The organism is Alkalicoccus halolimnae, assembly GCF_008014775.2.
Lineage (GTDB): Bacteria > Bacillota > Bacilli > Bacillales > Salisediminibacteriaceae > Alkalicoccus > Alkalicoccus halolimnae.
This window is the reverse complement of sequence record NZ_CP144914.1, coordinates 1,690,159-1,714,522: the sequence shown is the minus strand read 5'-3', so window position 1 is coordinate 1,714,522 and position 24,364 is coordinate 1,690,159. Positions and strand designations below refer to the sequence as shown.

Here is a 24,364-nt window from a genome sequence, read left to right as displayed (position 1 = left end):
TGAACCCCCGTTAATTATCCGGCACCAGTTTATCCAATGCCGCTACTACCTGCTCTTCTGTTTTACCTCCTACCTGCCTCTCTATCACTTGTCCCTCTTCATCGATAAGGTAGACGGAAGGAAGTACTCCAACACCATATTCTGTGCTTACAACCATATTCCGGTCAATGAATAAGTCGAAATCGAGGTCGTACCTTTCCTTATGACGTTCAACCTGCAGAGTAGTTTCATCCACATTAACATTAATTACCTGCACGTCTTTTTGAGCATATTCTTCCTGGTATTCTTTTAAGTAATCCATTTTATCCCGGCAGTACGTACAGTAAGTTGCCCAGAAGTTTAAGTAAACTCCCTGCCCTTCCATATTATCCAGCTCGACTTCTTCGCCATTTGCATCTTCAAGGATGAAATTAGGAGCTTCATCTCCGGCATCAACAAGTCCGCGCTCTTCCGAAAAATGGTTATAAAACGTATATCCAATTGCAGCTGCCATTACCAGAAGAATAGCAGTCCGCATCCAAAGCCGGCGTTTTTTCATATAGACACTCCTCTTCAGAGTTAATGTTGCTCTACTTAATCTTATCATCTGCAGTAAAATGTATACAGCTGACTAAATTAATTTTTACGAACGTTATGTGACAGACAATTCACGCAGTTTCTTAACTTCGTGAGGTTTTAACTCTCTGTATTCTCCCGCATTCAATCCTTTCAAATCGAGAATACCGTATCGTTCCCGCTTCAGCTTTAAAACCGGATGTCCGACTTCTTCCAGCATGCGGCGCACCTGTCTGTTTCTGCCTTCGTGGATAACAAGCTCAATAATTGATGTACCTTTTTTGTTTTCACTTTTTCGCAGTTTTACGAAGGCAGGTGCTGTTTTTACTCCGTCAAGATAAATTCCTCTGCTGAGCTTTTGCAGCTTCTGCTTATCAGGAATTCCTTCTACCTTTGCAAAATAGGTTTTCTCGACTTTATATTTTGGATGCATCAGCATATTAGCAAATTCTCCATCGTTAGTCATTATCAATACTCCGGAAGTATCAAAGTCAAGTCTTCCTACTGGGTAGATACGTTTCTCTGTAGGGAGATAATCAGTGACGACTTTTCTTCCAGCTTCATCTTTCACACTGGAAATGACTCCGGAAGGTTTGTAGAGAAGGTAATAGACAGGTTCTTCTTTTTCAAGAGGCATGCCATCCACTACGATTTCATCACTGTTAACATCGGCTTTCGCTCCCAGCTCTTTTACTATGGTACCATTTACAGATACTTTCCCATCTTCGATAAGTTTTTCAGCTTTTCGCCTGGAAGTAATTCCAGCACCAGCTATAATTTTCTGTAGTCTTTCCATATCGATCTCTCCTCATCGTTATCATCCCGACAACGTTTTTAAAATGAACTATACTTACCAGTATTTAATTGTAACTCTAAAATACGTATGCGGCAACAACGGAGCTTTACCCGGTGCCAGCCGATTTTTCAGGGCATCCCAGAAATTTTGTCCTGAACAATTCGAAAGGAGGTGCTGTATAATTGAAAGTTTTTATAGGAGCGTGTCTTACAGCAGCTATAGCCGTCTATTTTCTTTTTGCATGGAATGTCATCAGCAGCCAGGAGGAAAGTCTGTTTCAAGGGGCTTCTTTATCTGAAGAACGAATTAACCAGGTGAACGAACATTTCCATAATACAGAAGAAATAAACTTCGAGACTGAAGATGGGAATATTCTACATGGATGGCTTCAGCACAGTGACAAAAATTCCCCATCTCCGCTCGTTATTTATTTCGGAGGAAATGCCGAAGAAGCTTCAACCGCTCTTGAAAGTAATCAATATCCAGATGACTGGTCTGTTCTTTTCATGAATTACCGTGGATATGGTAAAAGTACCGGCACTCCGGGAGAGGACAATTTGTATAAGGACGGAACAGCTTTATTTGACTACGTTTCCTCCCGAGAGGATATTAATTCTCATAAAATCGTTGCTGCCGGCAGAAGCATGGGCACTTCTGCAGCATCCTATGTTTCAAAGCAGCGTCCTGTAGCAGCAACTATTCTTATTTCTCCATATGACTCAAGAACACGTCTTCAGGGGGAACGGCATCCTCTCTTTCCTGTAGAACGATTTATCCGGCACCCTTTTGAAGTGAGCGAGATGGCAGAAACTATTTCTTCTCCTCTCCTTGGAATTACAGCTGATGAGGATCAAGTGATACCAGCAGAACATTCTCATAAAACCTTTTCCAGATGGGATGGGAAAACGCGTATCGTGACCATTAGTGGAGAGGGTCATAATACGCTTCAAGGCGATCCTGTCTACTGGCAGGAAATAACTCAGTTTTTAAATGATTTATAAGGCGTACTATCTATTAAATTTATTCTTCCTTAGGCAACTCTATATGCCGAATTAATTATTTAAAAGCTTCTCTTTACAATTCCTTGGTTGTAACTGGAGCAGTGGACAACGGCGGACAAGGGGCGTTGTTTTCAATATCAAATTTTTCAAGAGCAGTTGTGGACAGTTAACGCGGCAGGGACCGCTTTTTTCGTGTTATTCCTATTAGAAGAGGAGTCACCTGCTTCACTTACTCCCTCAATACCCCTCCTGCTTCGACGTCGGGTACATCTTCTGCCAAGGAAGGTTAATTCCTCTCCTTATGGTGGTTCTAAAAAGAGGTATGTCCCTATCCCATGCAGCATTATTAAACCGGCTCTTGTTTTATTATGGTTTTAAGGGGTAGTTAAGGAGTAGGTATAATCGTTATATTATAAAAACTGGAGGAAAAAAATGAAGATAAAACACCCCATTCCTAAAGCCAAAGGAATTGATAACACAAGAAACCTGATAAAAGAAGGTTTCACGTTTATTTCAGACAGAAGAAAAAGCCTGGATTCTGATATTTTTGAAACCAGACTTCTAGGGAAAAAAGCAATTTGTATGGGAGGAGCTGAAGCAGTAGAGTTATTCTATAATAAAGATCTTTTCATCCGTAAAAACGCTGTTCCTTCCGCTATCAGTAAATCTCTTCTTGGCAGCGGAGTTCATGGGATGGACGGTCCTTCCCACCGGCACCGCAAGCAGATGTTTTTATCTATGATGACTCCGGAAAGACTTGAAGAAATGAAAGATATTGCTCTTGAGGAACTGGAGAAAAAAGTGCAGGAATGGGAAACAAAACCTCGTGTCGTTGTTTTTGAAGAATTGAAGGAAGTGCTTGTACGCAGCGGATGCAGATGGGCTGGGGTGCCTCTTTCGGAGGAAGACGCTGCTAAGAGGACAGAAGAAATGGGTTTAATGGTGGACTCTTTCGGCTCTGTCAAGAGACTGAAAGAAGGAAGAAAGGCACGGGAAAATCAGGAAAAGTGGCTTTCTCAAATCATAAAAGACATCAGAAAAGAAAAAATAAATCCACCGGAGTATTCTGCCGCATATATTATTGCCCACCATCGGGATATGAAGGGGAAAAAGCTCGAACCCTCTGCTGCAGCTGTTGAACTCAATAATGCAGTACGCCCTTTAGTAGCGACAGCATATTTTCTCGTCTTTGGTTTTACAGCCTTAGAGGAACATCCAGGAGTAAAAGAAAAACTGATTGAGGATAAAGATAACTACAGTAAGATGTTTGCTCAGGAAGTCCGCCGCTTTTATCCGTTTGCACCTGCTATGGCAGCTAAAGTTAAAAAAACATTCTCTTGGGAAGGATATACATTCAAGAAAAACACTCTGACGGTACTCGATTTTTATGGAACAAACCGCCACCCTGACAGCTGGACCAACCCGGAAAACTTCTTTCCTGAAAGATTTAAGGAATGGGAAGGCAGTCCCTTTTCTTTTGTTCCACAAGGAGGAGGAAATCACTATGCAGGGCACAGGTGCGCGGGAGAATGGCTGACTGTGATGGTTATGCGGTCGTTCTTTAAATATTTTAATGATAACATTACTTACTTTGTGCCGGAACAGGATTTATCATGGAGCCTATCCAGAGTTCCCGCAATTCCTGAGAGTGGTTTTGTCATTCAGGAAGTGACGAGAATTAAAGATTCTCCATTCGAACTTAAAAAAAATGCACAAAGCCAGACAGTGGTCAAATCATAGAAACCCGTTCTTATATGTATCATATGTCCGTGAGATATAAACCAGCAGACGCATTCAGCGGGACTCGGAAAAAAGAAAGCTCCTCCCCGGCAAGGCCGAATCGGAGCTTTCTACATTTATCAACACGAGACTTGGTTCTTTCGCACGTTTTGGGAAAACTTACTTTATCTCACTAAAAAACTGTTTTAACCCTTAAACCTTCTCTCGTTTAAGCCTGGCCCACGAGCTTTTTAAGTGAAGTTACTTTCTGTAATCGTAAGCCGGAAAGCCATTTCCGATTCTTCACGTAAGAATCCGGGACTTTAACATAGCTGAATATAAAGGATGTCCACAGGCGGAGCAGAAATCGGAAATTCTTAAGTCACCTTATTTTAATTAGTTTCAATTTTTTTCCGCATGCCATCCTAACTTTTTCAATAGAACCAACATATCTTTTTTTTCCTCCGGACTCAGTCCTTCCATAAGAGAATGAATAAAAGTTCTGTGGGCGGGAAATATGTCATCCATTAACTCTTTTCCTTTACGCGTTAATTCGGCATAGGTGATGCGCCTGTCCACAGGGGAAGATTTTCTCTCCAGATAATTTTTCTTTTCGAGTTTATCTACGACATACGTTATACTTGAACTGGCTATCAACACTTGTTCACCAATTCTTTGAATCGGCTGTTCTCCTTTTGAATAAATAAGCTCTAGAACTGCAAATTCAGTAGGGTTCAGGTCATAATTACGAATATCATCTTCAATTTTTTTCCTTATTGAACCGTATGCCCTGGAGAACACAACAAACAGCTTGAGTGACTGCTCTTCTTCATCAGCCATTATTATCATTCCTTTTATCTCGATTTCGAGGTAATAATACCTCCCGCTCGTTTATTAGTCAAGAGAAAGGCCGTAAATCCGGCTTATTGCAACAGCTCTGACCTATAATAGTAACTACGAACTCCCCATATTTATTTATCATGTCATAGTCGTTCATTATATTGAGGAGGTAATTATTGTATGACACTATTTTCCGAGACTTCGTTTCAAAATACGCATATTCTCGTTACAGGGGCTACCGGAGGAATCGGTTATGTCACTGCCCTCGCTCTGTTAAAACTGGGAGCGAACGTTACTGCGACAGGAAGAAACGAAGAAAAACTATCGCAGTTAAAACAAACGGTTCATTATCAATCCGAGAGCAGCAGAATCCATGTCGTTCCGGGTGATATTGCATCCGGAGACGATAGAAACCGAATTGTCAGTGAAGCCTGTGAAGCATTTGGCGACATCGAAGGGCTTGTTAACGCAGCAGGAATCACTGGCGGAGACCTCGTAGATAAAATTAAAGAGGAAGACCTCACTAACATTATGGAGACAAACTTCACAGCTCAAATCATGCTGTCCCAGGCAGTTTATAAAATTATGCAGAAAAACAGAAGAGGGAAAATAGTAAACGTTTCATCCCTTTCCGGTCTCCGCGGCACTTACGGAAATACAGCCTATGCAGGTTCAAAATTTGCTTTAATAGGCTTCACGCAGTCTTTTGCATTGGAAGCAGTCGAATATGGGGTTCGAGTGAACGCTGTTTGTCCGGGATTTGTAGATACAGAAATGGCTGGGGGAATTATTGAACAAAAAGCTCTGCGGGCAGGTATTTCCTATCAAGAAATGCGCAGAAAAATAGAAGATGACCTCCCTTCCGGACGAATTACTTCGCCGGAAGAAGTAGCAGATACAATTATCTATTTACTGTCCAACAGCGGTGCCAATATTATCGGCGAATCTGTAAAGATATCAGGAGGAAGTGTCATGCGTTAAAAACCATTACCGGAGGCAGTAAAATAAGCTTTTTTATAACATCAAAAAACGCTGACAAAGTCATTCAAAAAATTTCAGGAATCCGTTTCTTCCACAGCCTTTTGAAATTTTTCATAAAACAAATCAAATTCTTCTTCTTCTACTTCCGGGAGGGGCGGCAGCTCACTGAGCGACTGAAGGCCAAACTGATCCAAAAAGTTTTTCGTTGTTCCGTAGAGAATGGCACGCCCTGCCCCCTCCTGTCTTCCTTTCTCCACTATCAGTCCTTTTGCCTGCAGCGTCCGCAGGGGACGTTCTGTTTTCACTCCTCTGATGTCTTCTACATCGAGTCTGGAAACAGGCTGCTTGTAAGCAATAATGGCAAGGGCTTCAAGGGAAGCCTGAGAAAGAGTAGCAGAGGATGGCGAGCGCACCATTTTTTTGTAATAATCAGCATGTTTTTCTTTTGTAGTCAGCTGATAAGTTCCGCCTAGTTCAATAAGTTGAATTCCTCTCGAAGGCTGTTCATAATATTTTTTTAGTTCATCCATATGAAAATCCAGTGTTTTTTTATCAATTTCCAGTACTTCCATCAACTGACTTTCTGTCATACCTTCTTCACCGGCAACGAAAAGAAGTCCTTCAGCTACTGCCAGTACCTGATTTACATTCATGAAGGAATTCCTACTTTCTCTTTAATTTTTATGTCTTCATAATTTTTTTCCTGTACGCACATGATCTTGTCTGCTTTCATTAACTCCAATACAGATAAAAAAGTTACTACAAGCTCAGCCTCGTTGTCCTCTTCGTAAAGGTCAGCAAAAGCAATTTCTCCCCCTGCATTTGTTAAAAACGAAACCACTTCCTGCATTTTCTTTTCAATCGGTACTTCTTCCCGATTTATGCGTGTCACAGGCTTCACTTTCGATTTTTTCTTTTGATGAATCTTTTTAAAAGCTTCAAGCATATCGTATACATTAACATCCACTGCATTTTTTTCTTCTTCGGAAGTTTCTTCCAACAGTGGTGTTAAATCACTCATAGGTCTGGTAAACAGTCTGCTTCTTGCCAGTTCACGATTTTTAAATTCAGCAGCTGCTTCTTTATATCGCTTATATTCTTTTAATTTATCCATTAAATCCTCTTTCGTAAATTCCTCATCTTCGATCAGGAGTTCCTCCTCCCATTCTGATTCCTCAATCGGGAGAAGCAGCTTGCTTTTCATATGAATCAAAGTAGATGCCATTACTAAATATTCACTGGCCAGATTTAATTCCAGTATCTGCATGGCATGAATATAAGTCATATACTGGTCTGTTATTTCCTTCACCGGAATATCGTGAAGGTTCAGATCATTTTTTTGAATTAAATGCAGCAGCAGATCCAGCGGTCCCTCAAAAGCATGCAGTTTTACACTGTAGCTCATTTTATCCACATCCTTTTCCTCGCGTTATTATATCATAGAAAAATCTCATAACCATCGCTTTTCTTCACAATTAAGCTTCTATCCTTTATGATAGAAACAAGTTGTTTACTTGAGGAGTGTGAACTTGTGAGAGCTGATTTATTATATTATTACCCTGATGAATATAAAGAATTTTTAATAGAGTTTCATAGTACCCGCGATTATTTTGAATGTCACGAAATTCTCGAGGAATACTGGCTGGAACAAAATCGGGAAAAGAAGTGGCTTACGCTCATACAATTAGCTGTAGCTGTTTATCATGAGCGTCAGAAAAATTTCAAAGGAAGTATGCGCCTTTATAAAAAGGTTTTGAAACACATGGAGAACGAGTCCGGTTTATTAGAGGATTTAAGCATTGATGAAGATACACTCATCTCCCTTATTCATAAGCGCATGTATAATATCCAGGTCAACGGTGACTACTCTCCTATGAATCTTCCTTTAACGGATAGAAGTCTCCAGAAAGAATGCCGGCAGACAGCGGAAAATCGCAGATGTACCTGGAATTACGACGATCGGGCAGCTGATGAAAACCTCATTTATAAACACCGCCATCGTGATCGTTCAGAAGTCATAGAGGCCCGCAGAAAAGCACTTGTTGAAAAACAGCTGACTAGAAATTTATAGCGGATTGTATAAGAAAGCAATCAGAAAAATGCCGCCATGAATATATCCATGGCGGCATTTTTCTGTTCTTCTGCTGTTTCCGGTATCATTAATTGATTAAAACGATTTATTCAGGTTAGCCATTTCAATAGCTGCGACCGCTGCTTCCCATCCCTTATTACCCGCTTTTGTACCTGCGCGCTCGATGGCCTGTTCAATCGTATTCGTTGTAATCACTCCAAATATAACAGGAATTCCTGTGGACATCCCGGCCTGTGATACGCCTTTAGCAGCTTCTCCGCATACATAATCGAAATGAGGGGTAGAACCCCGGATAACTGTTCCAAGCGTAACAATAGCATCATACTTGCCTGTTTCAGCCATCTTTTTCGCGATAAACGGAATTTCATAAGCTCCCGGCACCCACGCAACGTCTACACCTTCAGCATCAACACCGTGTCTGCGGCATGCATCTTCAGCCCCTTCCAAAAGTCTTCCAGTGATAAAGTCGTTAAACCGCCCTACCACGATGCCTATTTTTAAATCCTGTCCTGTTAAGTTACCTTCAAATACTTTTCCCACTGCTAAACAACTCCTTCAATAATTAAAGATGAAGCATATGACCAAGCTTATCTTTTTTGGTTTTTAGATACTTTTCGTTATCCCCTGAATGTGGAAGCTGAATCGGAATACGGTCGACAATTTCAAGATCATACCCTTTTAAACCGGTAATTTTCCTGGGGTTATTCGTTAACAGCTTCATCTTCCTGATTCCAAGGTCTCTTAAAATCTGTGCTCCGATCCCATAATCTCTCAGATCAGGTTCAAATCCCAGTTTTTCATTAGCTTCCACGGTATCGAGACCTTCTTCCTGCAGTTTGTATGCACGCATTTTATTTAAAAGACCTATCCCTCTGCCTTCCTGCCGCATATAAAGCACTACACCGGACCCGTGTTCTTCTACCTGTGCCAGAGCAGCATGCAGCTGAGGTCCACAATCACACCTTCTTGAGCCAAACACATCTCCAGTCAGACATTCTGAGTGGACTCTTACAAGGGTCGGTTTATTCCCTCCTATTTCGCCTTTCACAATAGCAATATGTTCTTTGCCATCTACTACATTGGAATACCCAATGGCTCGAAATTCCCCGTAATCAGTAGGAAGTTTAATTTCTATTTCACGCTGAACAAGTTTATCTTTCCGATTCCTATACTGAATAAGGTCTTTAATTGTGACCATTTTCAGATCATGTTCATCTGCTATTTCTCTTAATTCCGGTACACGGGCCATCGTGCCGTCCGCATTCATTATCTCGCAGATAACCCCCGCTGGTTTAGCACCTGCCATTTTGGCCAGATCAACGGCTGCTTCGGTATGACCGGCACGTCGGAGAACTCCGCCTGCTTTTGCAACCAGAGGAAATACATGTCCCGGACGCTGGAAGTCAGCAGGCTTTGTGTCTTCATCAATTAATGCTTGAACAGTTATCGCTCGTTCAGGAGCAGAGATACCGGTTGTCGTATGCTTATGATCCACACTTACTGTGAAAGCCGTCCCATGAGGATCGGAATTACGGTCAACCATGGGCACCAGGTTCAGTTTTTCTGCTCGTTCTTCAGTAATCGGCGTACAGACCAGACCCCTGCCGTGAGTAATCATAAAATTTATTACTTCAGGAGTGGTTTTTTCTGCAAGTGATATAAAATCACCTTCATTCTCTCTATCTTCATCGTCACAGACAATAACGACCTCACCTTGGGCCAAAGCATATATCGCTTCTTCAATTGGATCAAAATAGCTCATCGGACCCGCCTCCTTCTCTGCAGACTTTTATTTAAAGCCGTGCTCTTTTAAGAAATCTTCTGTAACTGGTTCCAGATTGTCCTGTATTCTGAATTTATGCTGCAGCAGTTCTTCCACATATTTTGCAAGCATGTCTACTTCAATATTTACAACGCTTCCTGCTTCTTTTTGACCGATAATGGTTTCTTCAAGCGTGTGTGGAATAATAGATATAGTAAAAGTGCGGTCTGTAACTCCAAAAACAGTTAAACTCGTCCCATCTATCGATACACTGCCTTTTAAAGTAAAGTAAGGCCTTAATTTCGATTCAATTTCAATCTCATAATAGACAGCATTATGATCTGCCCGTTTTGATATTATTTTGCCTATACCATCCACATGGCCGCTTACAAAGTGACCGCCGAACCTGCCGCCTGCGGACATAGCTCTTTCCAGATTTACCTGGGAACCTTCACCGGTCTCCTTTAAACTGGTTCCCCTGACCGTTTCCGGCATCATATCAACTGTAAATGATTCAGATGTAAATGAAGTTACAGTCAAGCAGACTCCGTTTACAGATATACTGTCTCCCATCCGCACATCCTGAAGTATTTTAGGAGCGGCAACAGTCATTACGATTGCTTCCCCAGTCCGCTGCAAAGAAAGAACTCTTCCTTTTTCTTCAATTATTCCGGTAAACATTAGTTTTCATCCTTTCTTAAAAAAATCTGCCTGACATCGCTGCCAATATTCACAGAGGAGTGAAGCTGCAGGACAGCGGCTTCAGACAATTTCCCTATTCCATTTCCTGCAACAGATTGAGGTGATTGTCTGCCTCCAATAAGAATTGGCGCCGTATATAACACTACCCTTTGAAATAAATTTTCTGTCACGAAACTATCGTGTACTGTGCCGCCGCCTTCTACTAATAAGGAAGTAATCTCAGCTTCACCAAGTTTTTCTAATACTTCCTTTATATCTATTGAAAACCCTGATAAAACTGTAACTTTCACTCCTAAACTCCTGAGAAGCCTGACTTTTTCTTTAGAGCACTGCTCTGTAGCGAAAATCCAGGTAGACTGTTTATCTGTAACAAGCCGGGCATCTGCAGGAGTCCTCAGTTTAGAATCCAAAATGATTCTTAACGGATTGGATCCTCCGCCTGAAATTCTCGTTGTGAGGGAAGGATTATCTGCCAGTACGGTTTCAATTCCTACGAGAATAGCATCATGTTCATGCCGCAGCTGATGGCCATCCTGTCTCGATTCTTCTCCAGTGATCCACTTACTTTCTCCCTGAGAGGTCGCCGTTTTCCCATCAATGCTTGCTGCCATTTTCAACGTGACGTACGGAGTTTTTGTTTGTATAAAATGGAAGAAAAAGTAATTTAACTCTTCGGCTTCCTTTTTTAATATACCTTTTTGTACGTTGATGCCAGCTGCTTCTAATTTTCTTATCCCCTGCCCGGCTACCTGGGGATTCGGATCATGCGAAGCTACATAAACCTTTTTAATCCCTGCATTAATAATCGCGTCTGCACACGGAGGCGTGCGGCCGGTATGTGAACAAGGTTCCAGAGTGACATACATTTCTGCTCCAGAAGCTTTTTCGCCAGCCATGTCCAGGGCATGCCTTTCAGCATGTTTCTCTCCAGCTTTTAAATGTGCTCCTAGACCAACAACTTCTCCCTCTTTAACGATTACTGCACCAACTAGTGGATTCGGAGACGTCTGACCGGCAGCCGCACGTGCCATTTGAACAGCCAAATGCATATATTTTTCATTCATACTCTGATCCCCCAATGACTAGAATGACCATTGATCAATTTACTTGAATTTTATTTAACTCACCAGCATATGTCCTCTGTCCGTTTTTGTAATTACTGCCTCCCTGACAGAGTATAGTCTGAAAAAATCATATAATAAAAAAAGCCTGAATAGAATTATTAATTCCATTCAGGGCATACGTGCAGAATATCTGCGTAAAGTTTAGTGAACAAACAGAAACGAGGATAAACTTATCCCCTGCAATTTACTCCGCTAAACGTTCCTTCTCCCATCCAGACTTTACTGTCGGCTTTGGATTTCCACCAAATCCACCGTGAGCTGTTGTTAATCACCACACGGGTCACGGACTGAAAGGCTGCAAACCTTATCACCGCCGGTTGGGACTTTCACCCGACCCCGAAGGAATTATTATTATATTGTAAGATCCTGTTCTTAGCATACTTAACTATAGCATTCTCTTTTTAAAGGAAGCAAGTAAATCTACTTACTAAAAGAAAGTTTACAGTTTAAGCATCAAACACATTAACTTCCTCCATCGTATCGTTCGCTTTGATACGATCGAGTGTATCCATACCGGAAGTAATTTTTCCAAAAACTGTGTGTACGCCGTCCAGGTGAGGCTGCTTGTCCAATACGAGGAAAAATTGGCTCCCTCCTGTATCCTTTCCTGCATGAGCCATGGAAAGGCTGCCTTTTTCATGTTTATGAGGGTTTCCGGCCGTTTCACATTTAATTGTGTAACCCGGTCCACCTGTCCCTGTTCCATTTGGACATCCTCCCTGGGCAACAAAGCCCGGAATAACACGATGAAACGTTAAACCATTATAAAAACCATCATTAGCCAGCTTTTCAAAGTTGTCTACGGTTCCAGGTGCTGCTTCCGGAAAAAACTCTATTTCAATCGTTTCTCCATTTTCAAACTTAATCTCGCCTTTTTTCATATGTACAACCTCCAAGTTTACTTTTTATTTAGCATCTTTATTTTATCAGAAGGAAAGGGCAGGTGCTATTAAAAACTGTTTAGAGTTAAAAAACTTCTGTACACAGCATTATTATTCATACAACAAATAAATGGTCAGCTTTCTTTTTCCGCATGCGTCTTGAAAAATCACCTTAGCACTGGTTTCTACCTTTGTACCTCCTTGATTCAACCAGAGGGCTTTCTGTATTGGGAAATCAAAACGAAGCGGAAACCGGCGGACGCCTGTGGAAGAAGGAGATTGGAAGATCCCGCAGGGCGTCAGCCTGAGGAAGCTGGAAATCTCCTCCACGGCAGGCCTGCCGGGTTGAAGCAAAGTTTTCTTATATATATCAACAACAGCTTTAACACAGCTATAGAAAAAACGTACGCCTTATTTGATAGTGTAATTATATCGACGGAAAATAGAAAACCTTTATGACTGAATTTGTCATAAAGGTTTCTCGGATACTTTTGAGTCGTTTACCTTATTTAAAAAATGCAGGTCTCAACGTCTGAAAGTCTCGTTTTAAGACTGTCCTGCAATAAATCCTGCTTTTGAGTAACTTTTTTCTCTGCGGGTTAAGTCAGTAAACGTTTCTCTTTCAATAACACATTCATGCTCACCATCTTCTACAAAGACGACAGCCGGCCTGAGAATACGATTGTAATTATTCGCCATGGAATAACCATAGGCTCCTGTAGAAAACACTGCGAGATAGTCCCCTTGATGAACAGTTGGCAGCTTCAAATCCCAGATAAGCATATCTCCGCTCTCACAGCACTTGCCTGCTACGGAAACTGTTTCTTCTGTTTTCTCAGCTGCCCGGTTGGCGAGTACTGCCGTATATTCCGCCTGGTAAAGGGCCGGGCGTATATTATCTGTCATACCTCCATCAACAGAGACATACGTGCGTACTTGAGGAATGTCTTTTCTTGCACCAATGCTGTACAGCGTAGTTCCTGCCTCCCCTACTAACGCTCTTCCCGGTTCAACCCAGATTTCAGGAACCGGCTTGTTCATCGCAGCCGCTTCTGCTTTCGCTGTTTCGACCATTCTATCGATATACTCCCCAAGTGGAAGTGGAGAATCTCCTTCTGCATAGCGAATACCAAATCCACCACCTACGTTTAATACATTAGGATAATAGTCCATTTTTACAGACCAGCCGTGAATCGAACGATAGATTTCTTTTACCGCTTCCTCGAACCCTTCCGCTTTGAAGATCTGGGAGCCGATATGTGAATGAACTCCCTGCAGTTTGAGGTAGCTGTGGGAAAGGAGTAAACGAATCGCTTCATCTGCCTGCCCGCTGTTCAAATCAAAACCGAATTTCGAATCTTCCTGTCCCGTTGAAATATATTCATGCGTATGGGCTTCCACCCCAGGAGTAATTCTTATAAGCACGTCCATTTCTGTTTTCTTACTTTCAGTTAAAGCCATAAGCCATGTCAGCTCAGTGAAGTTATCGACGACAATGCATCCGATCTTCTCTTCAACTGCCATTTCAAGCTCATCCGGCGTTTTATTGTTCCCGTGAAAATGAATTTTTTCCGCAGGGAACCCGGCCGCTAATGCTGTATGAAGTTCACCATCCGAACAGACGTCCAGACTTAAACCAAGTTCATTCGCCAGCTCCATCATAGCAATACAGCTGAATGCTTTAGAAGCATAAGCTATCTGATAGGAAACCTGCTGTTTTTTAAACGCTTCATGGAATTCCAGGGCACGGTTACGAATATCTTTAACGTCGTATATAAAAAGAGGAGTCCCATACGTTTCGCCGAGCAGGACAGAATCAACCCCGCCTATTTCCAATCTTCCCATTTCATTAATACGCTGAGTACCGTAATTATTCATATATATAACACTCCAATCATTAAATGCACAAAAAAAAGAAAATGAACAGTGGGAACCATTCATTTTCCGAAACTTTCGCAGATCCGAAAAAAGATAGTGCTCCACAGCTGAACTGTGACAGTAACCCGCTTGTTCAGCGGATTCCCAGAATCTATACGCAAGGCCGTAAAGATTCTTCGGCAGAACACCCTTTCCTACATGATCATCGCGGGCCACCCGCTCCCATATATTACTAATATGCTCTGCACCTCTATCTGCATTTTCAATTAATTTTTTTAAACATAGCACAGGTCAGAGTGAAAATCAAGAATTAGTATGCCGACAGAAACAGTGATCTTTACAACGTATGCAGGCCAATTTTTGTTTTTCAGTACTCTCTTTTCAATTCTCTGCCGCCCTCAGCAGAGAATTTTCACGGAAGTTCCTCAGCAGTTTATGACATTTAAAGAAGCAGCCTGACAGGAAATTCTGTCAGGCTGCTTTAACTTTATTCAGGAACGATAAATCTCCAATCTTTCCTTTTAATGAAGCAATTGTCTATTTTATCACTTTATAAATCAGCGTCGGCTTTTCCGGTTTCTCCTCTGTAACGGAGTAGGCCTCTTTGATTTTAGCAATGGAGGCTTGCGGGTTCTGTTCCTGAGAATGAAGTATGACAAGTGGTTCACCTTTTTCTACATAATCGCCGATTTTCTTTTGAAGGGAAATACCCACTCCAAAGTCAATCTGATCTTCTTTAGTAGCTCTTCCGGCACCGAGGTGCATAGCAGCAATTCCTACCGATGCAGCATCAATAGAATTAACATAGCCGCTGTTTGCAGCAGGAACCTCAATATCGAAGGCTGCCTTCGGCAATAATGAAAGATCATCAATCATTTCAGTATTGCCGCCCTGTGCATGTATAAAAGTACGGAATGCTTCAAAGGCTTTTCCATTATCCACATTTTCTTCTAATTTTGCATAAGCTTCTTCATAAGTGTCAAAAACTTCTGCCAGGACTGTCATATGAGCAGCCAGTTCCAGAGCAAGATGTCGTAAATCATCTACCCGCTTTCCTTTTAATACTTCTGCGGCTTCTTTAATTTCGTTTGCATTGCCGATTTCGTACCCAAGCGGCTGATTCATATCACTAATTACCGCTATCGTTTTTCGACCCAGGTTATTACCAATCTGTACCATTTCTCTGGCCAGTGCTTCAGATTCTTCCAAAGTTTTCATGAAAGCTCCTGAGCCCGTTTTAACGTCAAGTACAATACTGTCAGCACCGGAAGCCAGCTTTTTACTCATAATAGAACCGGCAATCAGTGGAATAGAATCGACAGTAGCAGTAACATCCCTGAGGGAATAAAGTTTTTTATCAGCAGGGGCAAGGTTACCCGTCTGTCCTGCTACAGCAAGCTTATATTTATTCACATTCTCAATAAATTCTTCTTTCGTAATTTCTACGTTGAATCCTTCTACAGATTCCAATTTATCGATTGTTCCACCTGTGTGACCAAGGCCGCGACCGCTCATTTTAGCTACCGGAACTCCGACAGAAGCAACTATCGGCCCTGTAATGAAACTGATTTTATCTCCCACGCCCCCAGTCGAATGCTTGTCAACTTTGTGTCCCTTTATGGAAGAGAGGTCGATAGTTTCCCCGGAGTCTACCATTGCCTGCGTTAATAGAGCCGTTTCTTCAGCCGTCATACCTTGAAAATATACTGCCATTAATAATGCTGAAGCCTGATAATCAGGGATATCTCCCTTTGTATAGCCATCTATGAAGAAATTAATTTCTTCTTTGCTGAGAGCCTGGCCGTTTCGTTTCTTTTCGATCACGTCTACCATTCTCATAAGTTAGTTCTCTCCTTTTCCCAAGTCTCTTTGCTGCTTTGACCCAGTATTCCACGGACGAGCTTTTTGAATACAGGCTTTGCTGCTGCAGCTGTTTTCATTACCTCTTCATGAGTAATGCCATCCGTTTCTCCCGGTACAGCCATATCAGTAATACAGGATATACCTAAAACGTTCATCCCCATATGCTTTGCAGCAATGGTTTCCGGAACTGTCGACATTCCTACTGTATCAGCTCCGCAGGTTTGAAGCATTTTTAATTCTGCTCCAGCCATGTAGGAGGGTCCGCTTACCGCAGCATAGATGCCCTGCTGGACATCGATAGAAAGAGAAGAGGCTGTGTCCAGGGCATGAACCACCAGGCCCTCGTCATAAGCCCGGCTCATGTCCGGAAAACGCGGTCCGAACTCTTCTGTATTTTTACCGATCAGCGGGTTAGCTCCGGTGAAATTAATATGATCGGTTATAATCATAAGATCTCCAGGTGAAAACTCTGTATTCATTGCTCCGCATGCGTTGGTAACAATCAGCGATTCACATCCTGCTTCATGCATTACTCTAACTGGAAAAGTCACATCCTGCATGGAATATCCCTCATAGAAGTGAAATCTTCCCTGCATTGCCAGCACAGGGACTCCCTCTAACAGTCCAGCCACCAGCTGTCCTTTATGTCCGGCTACCGTTGAAATCGGAAAGTGAGGAATATCTTCATATGGAAACACTACCGCATCATCAAGTTCTTCGGCTAAATCTCCGAGTCCCGACCCCAGTATAAGTCCTGCCTTAGGATTAAAAGAAAACCGGCTCTTCAACATTTCAGCTGCTTCTTTTACTTTTTTTAGTGACATAAACTCACTCCTTACATTTTAGCGACAATCGATTTTACGAGCGCCAGAAAATCAATCTTAACCCTTTCTGTTGTTTCAATCACTTCTGAGTGAGCGAGCGGCTGATCGAGAATACCTGCTGCCATATTTGAAATACAGGAGATCCCCAATACATTCATTTCACTGTGGCGTGCAGCTATGACTTCCGGTACTGTTGACATTCCAACAGCATCCCCTCCCAAAATGCGGAGCATTCTTACTTCAGCGGGGGTTTCGTAGGAAGGCCCCGTGGTTCCGACATATACACCCCTCTGAACAGAAATATCCCGTTCTTTTGCTGTTTCAGATGCAATCTTCAGAAGCTCTTTAGAGTAAGCCTGGGACATGTCAGGAAATCGAACCCCTAGTTCTTCATCATTCGGGCCTATCAGAGGATTAGTTCCAAACTGATTAATATGATCCTCAATAAGCATTAAATTCCCCGGTGAAAACTCTTCATTGATTCCTCCAGCGGCATTCGTAACGATAAGAGTATCTATACCAACTGCCTTCATTACACGAATTGGAAGCGTGACAAGGTCCATATCATAACCTTCGTAGTAGTGGAATCTTCCCTGCATTGCTGCCACTGTTTTCCCTTCAAGCTCCCCGATAACGAGCTGTCCTTTATGACCGGCCACTGTAGAACTGGGGAATCCCGGAATATCTTCGTATTTGATAACTTCCGGGGAAGTTATTTCATCTCCTAAAACCCCAAGGCCTGAGCCGAGTATGAGACCTATTTCAGGCTTTTTTCCTTTTAATTTTTTTTCGATAAACGTTTGAGCGTCTTTTACTGCCTGCATTACAATTCCTCCTATTTCAGTTCTTTTAAAAAGCTGGTACCTTGATTCGGCATTTTCAGCTTGAAATTTTCTGCCACCGTTGCTGCAATATCTGCAAATGTCTGTCTAGTTCCTAATGATGAAGAATCCTGAAGACTTTTGCTGTATGCAATCAGCGGCACATATTCCCTGGTATGATCAGTTCCATGATGAACAGGGTCATTGCCATGGTCCGCCGTAATAAGCAGTAAGTCGTCTTCCTGAAGCATTTCCATTACCTTCGGCAGTCTGGCATCATATTCCTCCAGTGCTTTTCCATATCCCAGAGGATCACGCCGATGACCGAATTTCGCATCGAAGTCAACAAGGTTCAAAAAACTCAACCCGGTAAAATCCATTTCCATTGACTGCTCCAGTTTATCCATACCGTCCATGTTGGAGACAGTTCTTAATGAGGTGGTGACTCCTTCCCCATCGTAAATGTCCGAAATTTTTCCGATAGCAATGGAATCCAGACCTTCATCAGCCAATTCATTCATAGTAGTGCGGCCAAAAGGTTTAAGCGCATAGTCATGGCGGTTGGACGTTCTTTCCCAGCTGCCCTGTTTTCCTAAAAATGGCCTTGCTATGATGCGTCCTATCATATAGGGATCATCCAAAGTCAGTTCTCTTGCCATTTCACATATTTCCCACAGCTCTTCCGGTGGAATTACCTCCTCATGAGCGGCAATCTGCAGCACGGAATCCGCCGATGTGTAAACAATTAAGGCTCCGGTTTCCACGTGTTCCTGCCCAAGTTCGTCGAGTATTTCAGTGCCTGAAGCAGGTTTGTTACCGATAACTTTACGGCCGGTTCTGGATTCAATTTCATTGATCAGAGCATCCGGGAAACCATCAGGAAATGTACGGAAAGGCTTGTCGATATGAAGGCCCATAATTTCCCAATGTCCTGTCATTGTATCTTTCCCTGCCGATAATTCCTGCATTTTCCCATAGGAAGCTTCTACTTTGTCCGGTTCCGTCCCGCCTTGATACTGTTTAACTTTTGTTAGTCCTAAGCGGTCCATATTAGGCATGGAAAGGCCATTCATTTTTTCAGCAATGTGCCCGAGGGTGTCGGAACCGATGTCGTTAAATTCAGAGGCATCAGGTGCTTCCCCAATTCCGACTGAATCCATTACAATTAGAAAAATTCGGTTAAAGCGATAGCTGCTCATTTACTCATCATCTCCTTAATAAAATTCATACTTATTTCTTCTGATTTACGATTCAATGCTATGACGTCTGAAGTCAGACTTCTGTTTAATACCCGCTGTCAGGCACGCGGGTGGTACTGAGAATATACATCTTTCATTCTTACTTTTGTCACATGCGTATATATTTGAGTAGTAGAAATGTCGGCATGACCGAGCATTTCCTGAACTGCTCTTAAATCTGCCCCGTTTTCAAGAAGGTGCGTAGCAAAAGAATGGCGCAGCATATGAGGAGTTAATTCTTTTTCTATATTTGCTTCTAAAGCAATTTTTTTAAGTATTTTCCAAAAACCCTGTCTTGAGAGCGGTTTCCCATGATGGTTTACAAAAACATTTTCATGCTGCTGCTTCATGAGTTTACGGCGGCTGGAGTTTAGATACTTCTCCATCGCGTCCACTGCATGAGTTCCCAACGGGATAATCCTTTCTTTATTTCCTTTCCCAAGGCATTGAACAAACCCCATCGATAAATGGAGGTCACTCATTTTCAGACTGCAGAGCTCCGTCACGCGCATCCCTGTTGCATACAAAAGTTCAAGCATTGCTTTATTCCTTACTTCCATTGGAGCATTGGAAGACGGTTCTTGGAGGAGGCTTTCAACTTCCTCTGTGGATAAAACCTTCGGAAGTTTCTGTGATAGTTTCGGCCTCTCAATATGAAGAACCGGATCATGATCTGCTTTTCTTTCCCGGATTAAAAACTGGTGAAAAGACCTGATTGATGAAAGCATTCTGGAAACAGATGAACCGGCACGTCCTAAGTTATGCAGATAGTGGAGGTAGGCGGTAACGTGAATCTTTTGAACCTCGTTCCAATGCTGAATACCTTCCTCATTTTGCAAGTAGGTGCAGTACCGCTTCAAATCTCTCGCATAAGCATTGGTGGAATTAGCTGCTAAACCTTTTTCCACGACTAGAAAGTTCATATATTCCTCGATTTCATTATTCAGGAGACTCACCTGCCTTTTCCAGTACCTTAATATAATCATAGCATATCATATTTTCGCAATTACGTGCATAGTGCTTTGAAAAAATGTCAATAAAAAAAGATGCACAGATTGTGGCATCTTTTTTATCTGTTTGCTTATGTTTATTTTGAATTACACCTATGACAAATTCCATGAAATGTTAATCGATGATCTTTAATTTCAAAATTCCAGCGTTTTTCTACAATTTTTTCGACATCTCCCAGCAGATCTTCCTGAATTTCATCGACTGCCCCGCACTCCAGGCACACAAGGTGATGATGAAAGTGGGCTGCCCCTTCCTGACGAAGGTCATAGCGGGAAACTCCATCCCCGAAATTTATTTTATCCACAACTTTTAATTCTGTAAGAAGTTCCAGTGTACGGTAAACTGTTGCCAGACCGATTTCAGGATACTTTTCTTTAACAAGCATATATACATCTTCAGCACTCAAATGATCATCTTCATGTTCCAGCAGTACTCGAACTGTAGCCTCCCGCTGAGGAGTAAGCTTATAGCTTTGAGAGTGCAGCTGTTTTTTTATTCGGTCTATCCGCTGCTCCATAATTTATTATTCCCCCAATCGACCCACGCTTTTTGCGCAATCCTATAAAAACACAGGGAAGTTCCCTCTTAATGAACATTATATGCTTTATTAAAAATAACTGTCAAATGATAATGATTATCATAATAAAGTAATAATTATTATAATTTACTTCTTAGTTTTTGCAGTTCCCATACCTGGACTGCATAAATTGTTTTGGCGTCGTGTATTTCTCCAGTCTTTATCATTTCTCTCGCTTCTTCTAAACTAACGTCAACTCTTTCTACAAATTCATCTTCATCTGTATGTTTTTCTCCTGAGCGGAGTCCTTCTGCTTCGAATATGTATACCAGTTCATTTGCAAATCCAGGACTCGTATAAAATGAATCAAGTAATTTTAAGGAAGCAGCCTTAATACCTGTTTCCTCCTCGAGCTCTCTTTGTGCACATATTTCAGGTTTTTCTCCTTTTTCAAGCTTCCCTGCCGGTATCTCAGCAATAGCTTTTTTCAAGGCTTTGCGATACTGTTTAACAAGAACCATTTTGTCTTCTTCCGTTATACAGATTACCGCAACAGCACCTGGATGATTTACAATTTCGCGTTTACTCTCCCTGCCGTTCGGAAGCAGAACATCCTGCAGTTCCACATCAATAATCGACCCTTTATAAATATCTTTCGTTTTTAAGGTTTCTTCATATAATTTTTTTTGCATAACAGATACTCCTTTGCGACAATATTTATTTCAATCAGGGATCATTGCCCGCTGTTAATGTTCCGCAGATACTGCTATCTATTAGAATATGCTATTACTTGCGTTTCTGCAATGCTTTACGTAAAGTGAGGGCTAATTCATAAAGAAAGGAAGAGATTTTATGAAATATAATCAGCTCGGCTCGTCAAAAATGCATGTATCTGAAATAGGATTTGGCTGCATGTCACTGTCTGAAAACCACGAATCCAATGAAAAACTGCTTCATGAAGCTGTTGATCTAGGCATAAATTATTTTGATACTGCTGATCTGTACAAGTTCGGATTTAATGAAGAGTCTGTCGGCAGGGCTTTAGCGAAAAAAAGGCATTCCGTTTTCCTGGCAACTAAAGGGGGGAACGAATGGGGGCCGGATATCGATGGATGGCGCTGGAACCCATCCAAATCTTATATAAAAGAAGCCTGCAAAAATTCTTTACGTCGTCTCGGTACAGATTATATTGATTTATACCAGCTGCACGGCGGCACAATAGAGGATCCATTACATGAATCACTGGAAGCACTTGATGAACTTGTAAACGAAGGGCTGATCCGCTATTACGGCACTTCTTCTATTCGACCGAACGTTATAAAAAGGTTTGTGAAAAACGAGCCGATTGTAAGCAATATGATGCAGTATAATATCCTCGACCGCCGTCCGGAAGAATGGTTTGATCTTCTGAACGATCACCAGGTGTCCGTCATTGCCCGCGGCCCCGTCGCCAAGGGACTTCTCACGTCTGCTTCAGCTGAGAAACTGACTGAAGACGGTTATCTGGATTACTCGGGAGAAGAATTGAAGAACACAGTCCAGGAGTTACAGACTATTGCTGATGAAGCCGGCCTCTCATTGAGCTCCCTCGCGCTGAGATACGTCTTAAGCAGTAAACCTGTAGCTACTGCCATTCAAGGGGCGAGAACTCATAAGCAGCTCCGGGACAATGTTTCTGCTGCCAACACTTCTCTTTCCCCTGATACACTGGCAGCCGTCCAGAAAGCAGCGAAAATTTCCTATTATGATAAACACCGGGATTGAATATCCTTCCTTTCTCATCTGGACTCGGAAGCAGAGTACAAATGATAAATAAGAAGATGAATTCACTGTTCATTCGTAAAACCAGGTTAATTGATCTACTATTTTTAAAGGAAAGGCTACCTTGAAAATAATAGTATTGAAACGATGAACGTGCGCAGAAGATAAGTCTACGTAAAAAGCAGGTGGCCCAGGCTTAAACGATAGAAGGTTTAAGGGTGAAATGAGCTTTTTTAAGATATATCTTGTTTTCACCAAACGTGTGTAAGAGCCACAGACTTTAACAAAGCTAAAGTAAAAACAATTTAAAACCCCGGTGCTGTTTTATCAACGCCGGGGTTTTTATGTTCACTCTTCTTATTATCCCTCATAGTTTTCCTTAATATCCAAGAAGTTCTCTTCCAATATTTCGTAGCTGATATAGCCGGGACGGTTCATTACCATACGTCCATCCGGATCAATAATATAAGTGGAAGGCATAACGTAAACATTATAGGCTTCTTCCATTATCCCTTCTTCGTCAAGCAGAGTGTGGAAAGGAATATTAAAATCATCGACAAACTGGTGAACAACTTCCTTATTTTTTTCTGAAGCCGTCATATTAACGCCGATCATTTCTACGCCTTCATCTTTATACTCTTCATAAAACCTTACAAAATCAGGCATTTCCTCCCGGCACGGCGGACACCACGTAGCCCACATGTTCACCACTACAAAGTTTCCACGCAGCTCATGAAGAGAAAGCGTATCGCTTCCGCTAAGGAGAGGAAGTTCGAAATCAGCTGCTTCCATTCCCGGTTCTACGCCTACTTCCTCTACAGTCTGAAAACTGACTGTATCTTCCTCGTCAGGCACAGTTCTTTCAATTCCATCATTTTCCATATATGCTTCCAGTGCCTCGCTGCTTTGATCTTCCTGTTCCTGGTTAGTAAGAAAGATAAAAATACCAGCTCCAACTGCTGTTATTAATATAAGATAAGATATCAGTATTTTCACTCCTGCATTCCACCTTTCTACTCTCCAGTATACGCCAGAATGCAGACGCTCCATAGTGCTATCATTTAAATATCACAAAATTTACATATCCTTGACTTTATAATCTGTTACAATAAGTTTCGTATCCAAACATTTAAGGAAAGGGAGTCCCTCATGTCACTTATTGAAGCAATTATTTTTGGTATCGTTCAAGGTATATCCGAGTTCCTTCCAATATCAAGCACAGCTCATATCGTCATCACACAGTTGTTGTTTGGTTATTCTTTCCCCGGTCTTGCTTTTGAAATCTTTCTGCATCTTGCCTCTGTTTTAGCCGTTATGCTGTACTTTTGGAGAGATATCTGGCAGGTCGCAGCCGGCTTCTGCCGATTTATTGTAAAAAGAAAAGATTCTGATAAAACTATGTTCAATTTTGGAGTTTACATATTAATTGCAACTTTTATCACAGGGGCACTTGGTTACTTATTCTCCGATTTTGTAGGAGAATCAATGAAAACTCCGGTCGTTATAGCCACCGCTTTAGCTCTTACTGGTGTAGCTCTCATATTTATTGAGCGTGTGCATAGAACGGGGAATAAAACACCTGACACGATGACAAAAATCGATGCGGTCATCATTGGACTCGTTCAGACGCTTGCAGTCTTACCAGGGATTTCAAGATCCGGAGCAACGCTGGTGGCAGCTTTAATCCGGGGACTGGACCGCGACACGGCAGTACGTTACTCCTTCTTGCTGGCTATTCCAGTTATTCTCGGTTCAACACTGCTTGGAATAGGCGATGTTACAATGGAAATAATTGATTATATCGGTCCCCTCAATCTGATTGTGTCATTTATCATCTCTTTTATTTTTTCTATTTTAGGGATTATCTGGCTTATCGATTTCCTCAAAAAAAGCCGGCTTATCTATTTTGCAGTATATTGTTTCCTGCTCGCAGCCTTCGTGCTGGTTTATATTGACTTAAATACTGTAATGGAAGTATAACAGTATAAAAACTGCCGG

At 41.9% G+C, this 24,364-nt stretch carries 25 protein-coding genes and 2 riboswitches; of the genes, 6 read left to right on the top strand and 19 right to left on the bottom strand.

The annotated features are described in order from the left end of the window. Positions 1-10: 10 nt before the first annotated feature. The gene (resA, locus tag FTX54_RS07810; protein WP_147804825.1) at positions 11-538 is read right to left on the bottom strand and encodes a thiol-disulfide oxidoreductase ResA; all 528 of its coding nucleotides are present in this window, start codon (positions 536-538) and stop codon (positions 11-13) included. 93 nt (positions 539-631) lie between these two features. Continuing rightward, positions 632-1,351, bottom strand: coding sequence for a pseudouridine synthase (locus FTX54_RS07805; RefSeq protein WP_147804826.1), 720 nt, complete (start codon positions 1,349-1,351; stop codon positions 632-634). A gap of 182 nt (positions 1,352-1,533) precedes the next feature. On the opposite strand from FTX54_RS07805, the gene FTX54_RS07800 reads away from it, so the two are divergent. Further along, the gene (locus tag FTX54_RS07800; RefSeq protein WP_147804827.1) at positions 1,534-2,352 is read left to right on the top strand and encodes an alpha/beta hydrolase; all 819 of its coding nucleotides are present in this window, start codon (positions 1,534-1,536) and stop codon (positions 2,350-2,352) included. 432 nt (positions 2,353-2,784) lie between these two features. Beyond that, the gene (locus tag FTX54_RS07795) at positions 2,785-4,092 is read left to right on the top strand and encodes a cytochrome P450 (protein WP_147804828.1); all 1,308 of its coding nucleotides are present in this window, start codon (positions 2,785-2,787) and stop codon (positions 4,090-4,092) included. A gap of 381 nt (positions 4,093-4,473) precedes the next feature. On the opposite strand, the gene FTX54_RS07790 is transcribed toward FTX54_RS07795, so the two are convergent. After that, positions 4,474-4,911 carry a MarR family winged helix-turn-helix transcriptional regulator gene (locus tag FTX54_RS07790; protein WP_246125684.1) on the bottom strand — a complete coding sequence of 146 codons (438 nt, stop codon included), beginning with the start codon at positions 4,909-4,911 and terminating at the stop codon, positions 4,474-4,476. A 180-nt stretch (positions 4,912-5,091) separates the two neighbouring features. Here FTX54_RS07790 and FTX54_RS07785 point away from each other — a divergent pair, with 180 nt between their 5' ends. After that, a complete protein-coding gene (locus FTX54_RS07785) occupies positions 5,092-5,892 on the top strand; it encodes an SDR family NAD(P)-dependent oxidoreductase (protein ID WP_147804830.1) in 801 nt (266 codons plus the stop codon). Between the two features lie 74 nt (positions 5,893-5,966). Here FTX54_RS07785 and scpB read toward each other — a convergent pair whose 3' ends face one another. Both scpB and FTX54_RS07775 read right to left on the bottom strand, forming a co-directional pair. Then, complete coding sequence (scpB, locus tag FTX54_RS07780) at positions 5,967-6,545, bottom strand: SMC-Scp complex subunit ScpB (protein WP_147804831.1); 579 nt, start codon at positions 6,543-6,545, stop codon at positions 5,967-5,969. Continuing rightward, a complete protein-coding gene (locus FTX54_RS07775) occupies positions 6,542-7,297 on the bottom strand; it encodes a segregation/condensation protein A (RefSeq protein WP_147804832.1) in 756 nt (251 codons plus the stop codon). Before FTX54_RS07775 ends, scpB begins: the two co-directional genes overlap by 4 nt. Positions 7,298-7,423: 126 nt before the next feature. Between FTX54_RS07775 and FTX54_RS07770 the strand changes: the two genes are divergently transcribed. Then, positions 7,424-7,963 (top strand): DUF309 domain-containing protein, encoded by a 540-nt coding sequence (locus FTX54_RS07770; RefSeq protein WP_187254644.1) that lies wholly within the window; start codon positions 7,424-7,426, stop codon positions 7,961-7,963. Positions 7,964-8,059: 96 nt separating this feature from the next. Here FTX54_RS07770 and ribE (FTX54_RS07765) read toward each other — a convergent pair whose 3' ends face one another. The 13 genes from ribE (FTX54_RS07765) to FTX54_RS07705 form a co-directional block, all read right to left on the bottom strand. Continuing rightward, entirely contained in the window at positions 8,060-8,524 is a 465-nt protein-coding gene (gene ribE / locus FTX54_RS07765) for a 6,7-dimethyl-8-ribityllumazine synthase (RefSeq protein ID WP_147804834.1), read from the bottom strand. Between the two features lie 22 nt (positions 8,525-8,546). Next, the gene (locus FTX54_RS07760; protein ID WP_147804835.1) at positions 8,547-9,746 is read right to left on the bottom strand and encodes a bifunctional 3,4-dihydroxy-2-butanone-4-phosphate synthase/GTP cyclohydrolase II; all 1,200 of its coding nucleotides are present in this window, start codon (positions 9,744-9,746) and stop codon (positions 8,547-8,549) included. Positions 9,747-9,773: 27 nt separating this feature from the next. Then, positions 9,774-10,427, bottom strand: a complete 654-nt coding sequence (gene ribE, locus FTX54_RS07755) for a riboflavin synthase (protein ID WP_147804836.1) — start codon at positions 10,425-10,427, stop codon at positions 9,774-9,776. Beyond that, the gene (gene ribD, locus FTX54_RS07750) at positions 10,427-11,512 is read right to left on the bottom strand and encodes a bifunctional diaminohydroxyphosphoribosylaminopyrimidine deaminase/5-amino-6-(5-phosphoribosylamino)uracil reductase RibD (protein WP_147804837.1); all 1,086 of its coding nucleotides are present in this window, start codon (positions 11,510-11,512) and stop codon (positions 10,427-10,429) included. Before ribD ends, ribE (FTX54_RS07755) begins: the two co-directional genes overlap by 1 nt. A 256-nt stretch (positions 11,513-11,768) precedes the next feature. Further along, positions 11,769-11,920, bottom strand: a riboswitch (FMN riboswitch). A gap of 98 nt (positions 11,921-12,018) precedes the next feature. Beyond that, the gene (locus FTX54_RS07745) at positions 12,019-12,453 is read right to left on the bottom strand and encodes a peptidylprolyl isomerase (protein WP_147804838.1); all 435 of its coding nucleotides are present in this window, start codon (positions 12,451-12,453) and stop codon (positions 12,019-12,021) included. A gap of 546 nt (positions 12,454-12,999) precedes the next feature. Beyond that, on the bottom strand, positions 13,000-14,331 hold the full coding sequence (lysA, locus tag FTX54_RS07740; protein ID WP_147804839.1) for a diaminopimelate decarboxylase: 1,332 nt from the start codon (positions 14,329-14,331) through the stop codon (positions 13,000-13,002). An 86-nt stretch (positions 14,332-14,417) separates the two neighbouring features. Continuing rightward, positions 14,418-14,592: riboswitch (Lysine riboswitch) on the bottom strand. A gap of 276 nt (positions 14,593-14,868) precedes the next feature. Then, on the bottom strand, positions 14,869-16,170 hold the full coding sequence (locus FTX54_RS07735; protein ID WP_147804840.1) for a pyrimidine-nucleoside phosphorylase: 1,302 nt from the start codon (positions 16,168-16,170) through the stop codon (positions 14,869-14,871). Next, a complete protein-coding gene (locus FTX54_RS07730) occupies positions 16,167-17,018 on the bottom strand; it encodes a purine-nucleoside phosphorylase (protein WP_147804841.1) in 852 nt (283 codons plus the stop codon). The genes FTX54_RS07735 and FTX54_RS07730 overlap by 4 nt, the downstream gene beginning before the upstream one ends. Before the next feature lie 11 nt (positions 17,019-17,029). After that, positions 17,030-17,842 (bottom strand): purine-nucleoside phosphorylase, encoded by an 813-nt coding sequence (locus FTX54_RS07725; RefSeq protein WP_422387422.1) that lies wholly within the window; start codon positions 17,840-17,842, stop codon positions 17,030-17,032. 11 nt (positions 17,843-17,853) lie between these two features. Further along, positions 17,854-19,038, bottom strand: a complete 1,185-nt coding sequence (deoB, locus tag FTX54_RS07720; RefSeq protein WP_147804843.1) for a phosphopentomutase — start codon at positions 19,036-19,038, stop codon at positions 17,854-17,856. 98 nt (positions 19,039-19,136) lie between these two features. Continuing rightward, on the bottom strand, positions 19,137-20,024 hold the full coding sequence (xerD, locus tag FTX54_RS07715; protein ID WP_147804866.1) for a site-specific tyrosine recombinase XerD: 888 nt from the start codon (positions 20,022-20,024) through the stop codon (positions 19,137-19,139). 140 nt (positions 20,025-20,164) lie between these two features. Continuing rightward, positions 20,165-20,605, bottom strand: coding sequence for a Fur family transcriptional regulator (locus FTX54_RS07710; RefSeq protein ID WP_147804844.1), 441 nt, complete (start codon positions 20,603-20,605; stop codon positions 20,165-20,167). Positions 20,606-20,745: 140 nt separating this feature from the next. Then, the gene (locus FTX54_RS07705) at positions 20,746-21,297 is read right to left on the bottom strand and encodes an NUDIX hydrolase (protein ID WP_147804845.1); all 552 of its coding nucleotides are present in this window, start codon (positions 21,295-21,297) and stop codon (positions 20,746-20,748) included. A gap of 160 nt (positions 21,298-21,457) precedes the next feature. On the opposite strand from FTX54_RS07705, the gene FTX54_RS07700 reads away from it, so the two are divergent. Next, positions 21,458-22,369, top strand: a complete 912-nt coding sequence (locus FTX54_RS07700; protein ID WP_147804846.1) for an aldo/keto reductase — start codon at positions 21,458-21,460, stop codon at positions 22,367-22,369. Between the two features lie 357 nt (positions 22,370-22,726). Here the strand turns inward: FTX54_RS07700 and FTX54_RS07695 are convergent, their stop codons facing one another. Beyond that, positions 22,727-23,362, bottom strand: coding sequence for a TlpA disulfide reductase family protein (locus FTX54_RS07695; protein ID WP_187254645.1), 636 nt, complete (start codon positions 23,360-23,362; stop codon positions 22,727-22,729). Between the two features lie 153 nt (positions 23,363-23,515). Between FTX54_RS07695 and uppP the strand changes: the two genes are divergently transcribed. Next, positions 23,516-24,346, top strand: coding sequence for an undecaprenyl-diphosphatase UppP (uppP, locus tag FTX54_RS07690; protein ID WP_147804848.1), 831 nt, complete (start codon positions 23,516-23,518; stop codon positions 24,344-24,346). Positions 24,347-24,364 lie beyond the last annotated feature (18 nt).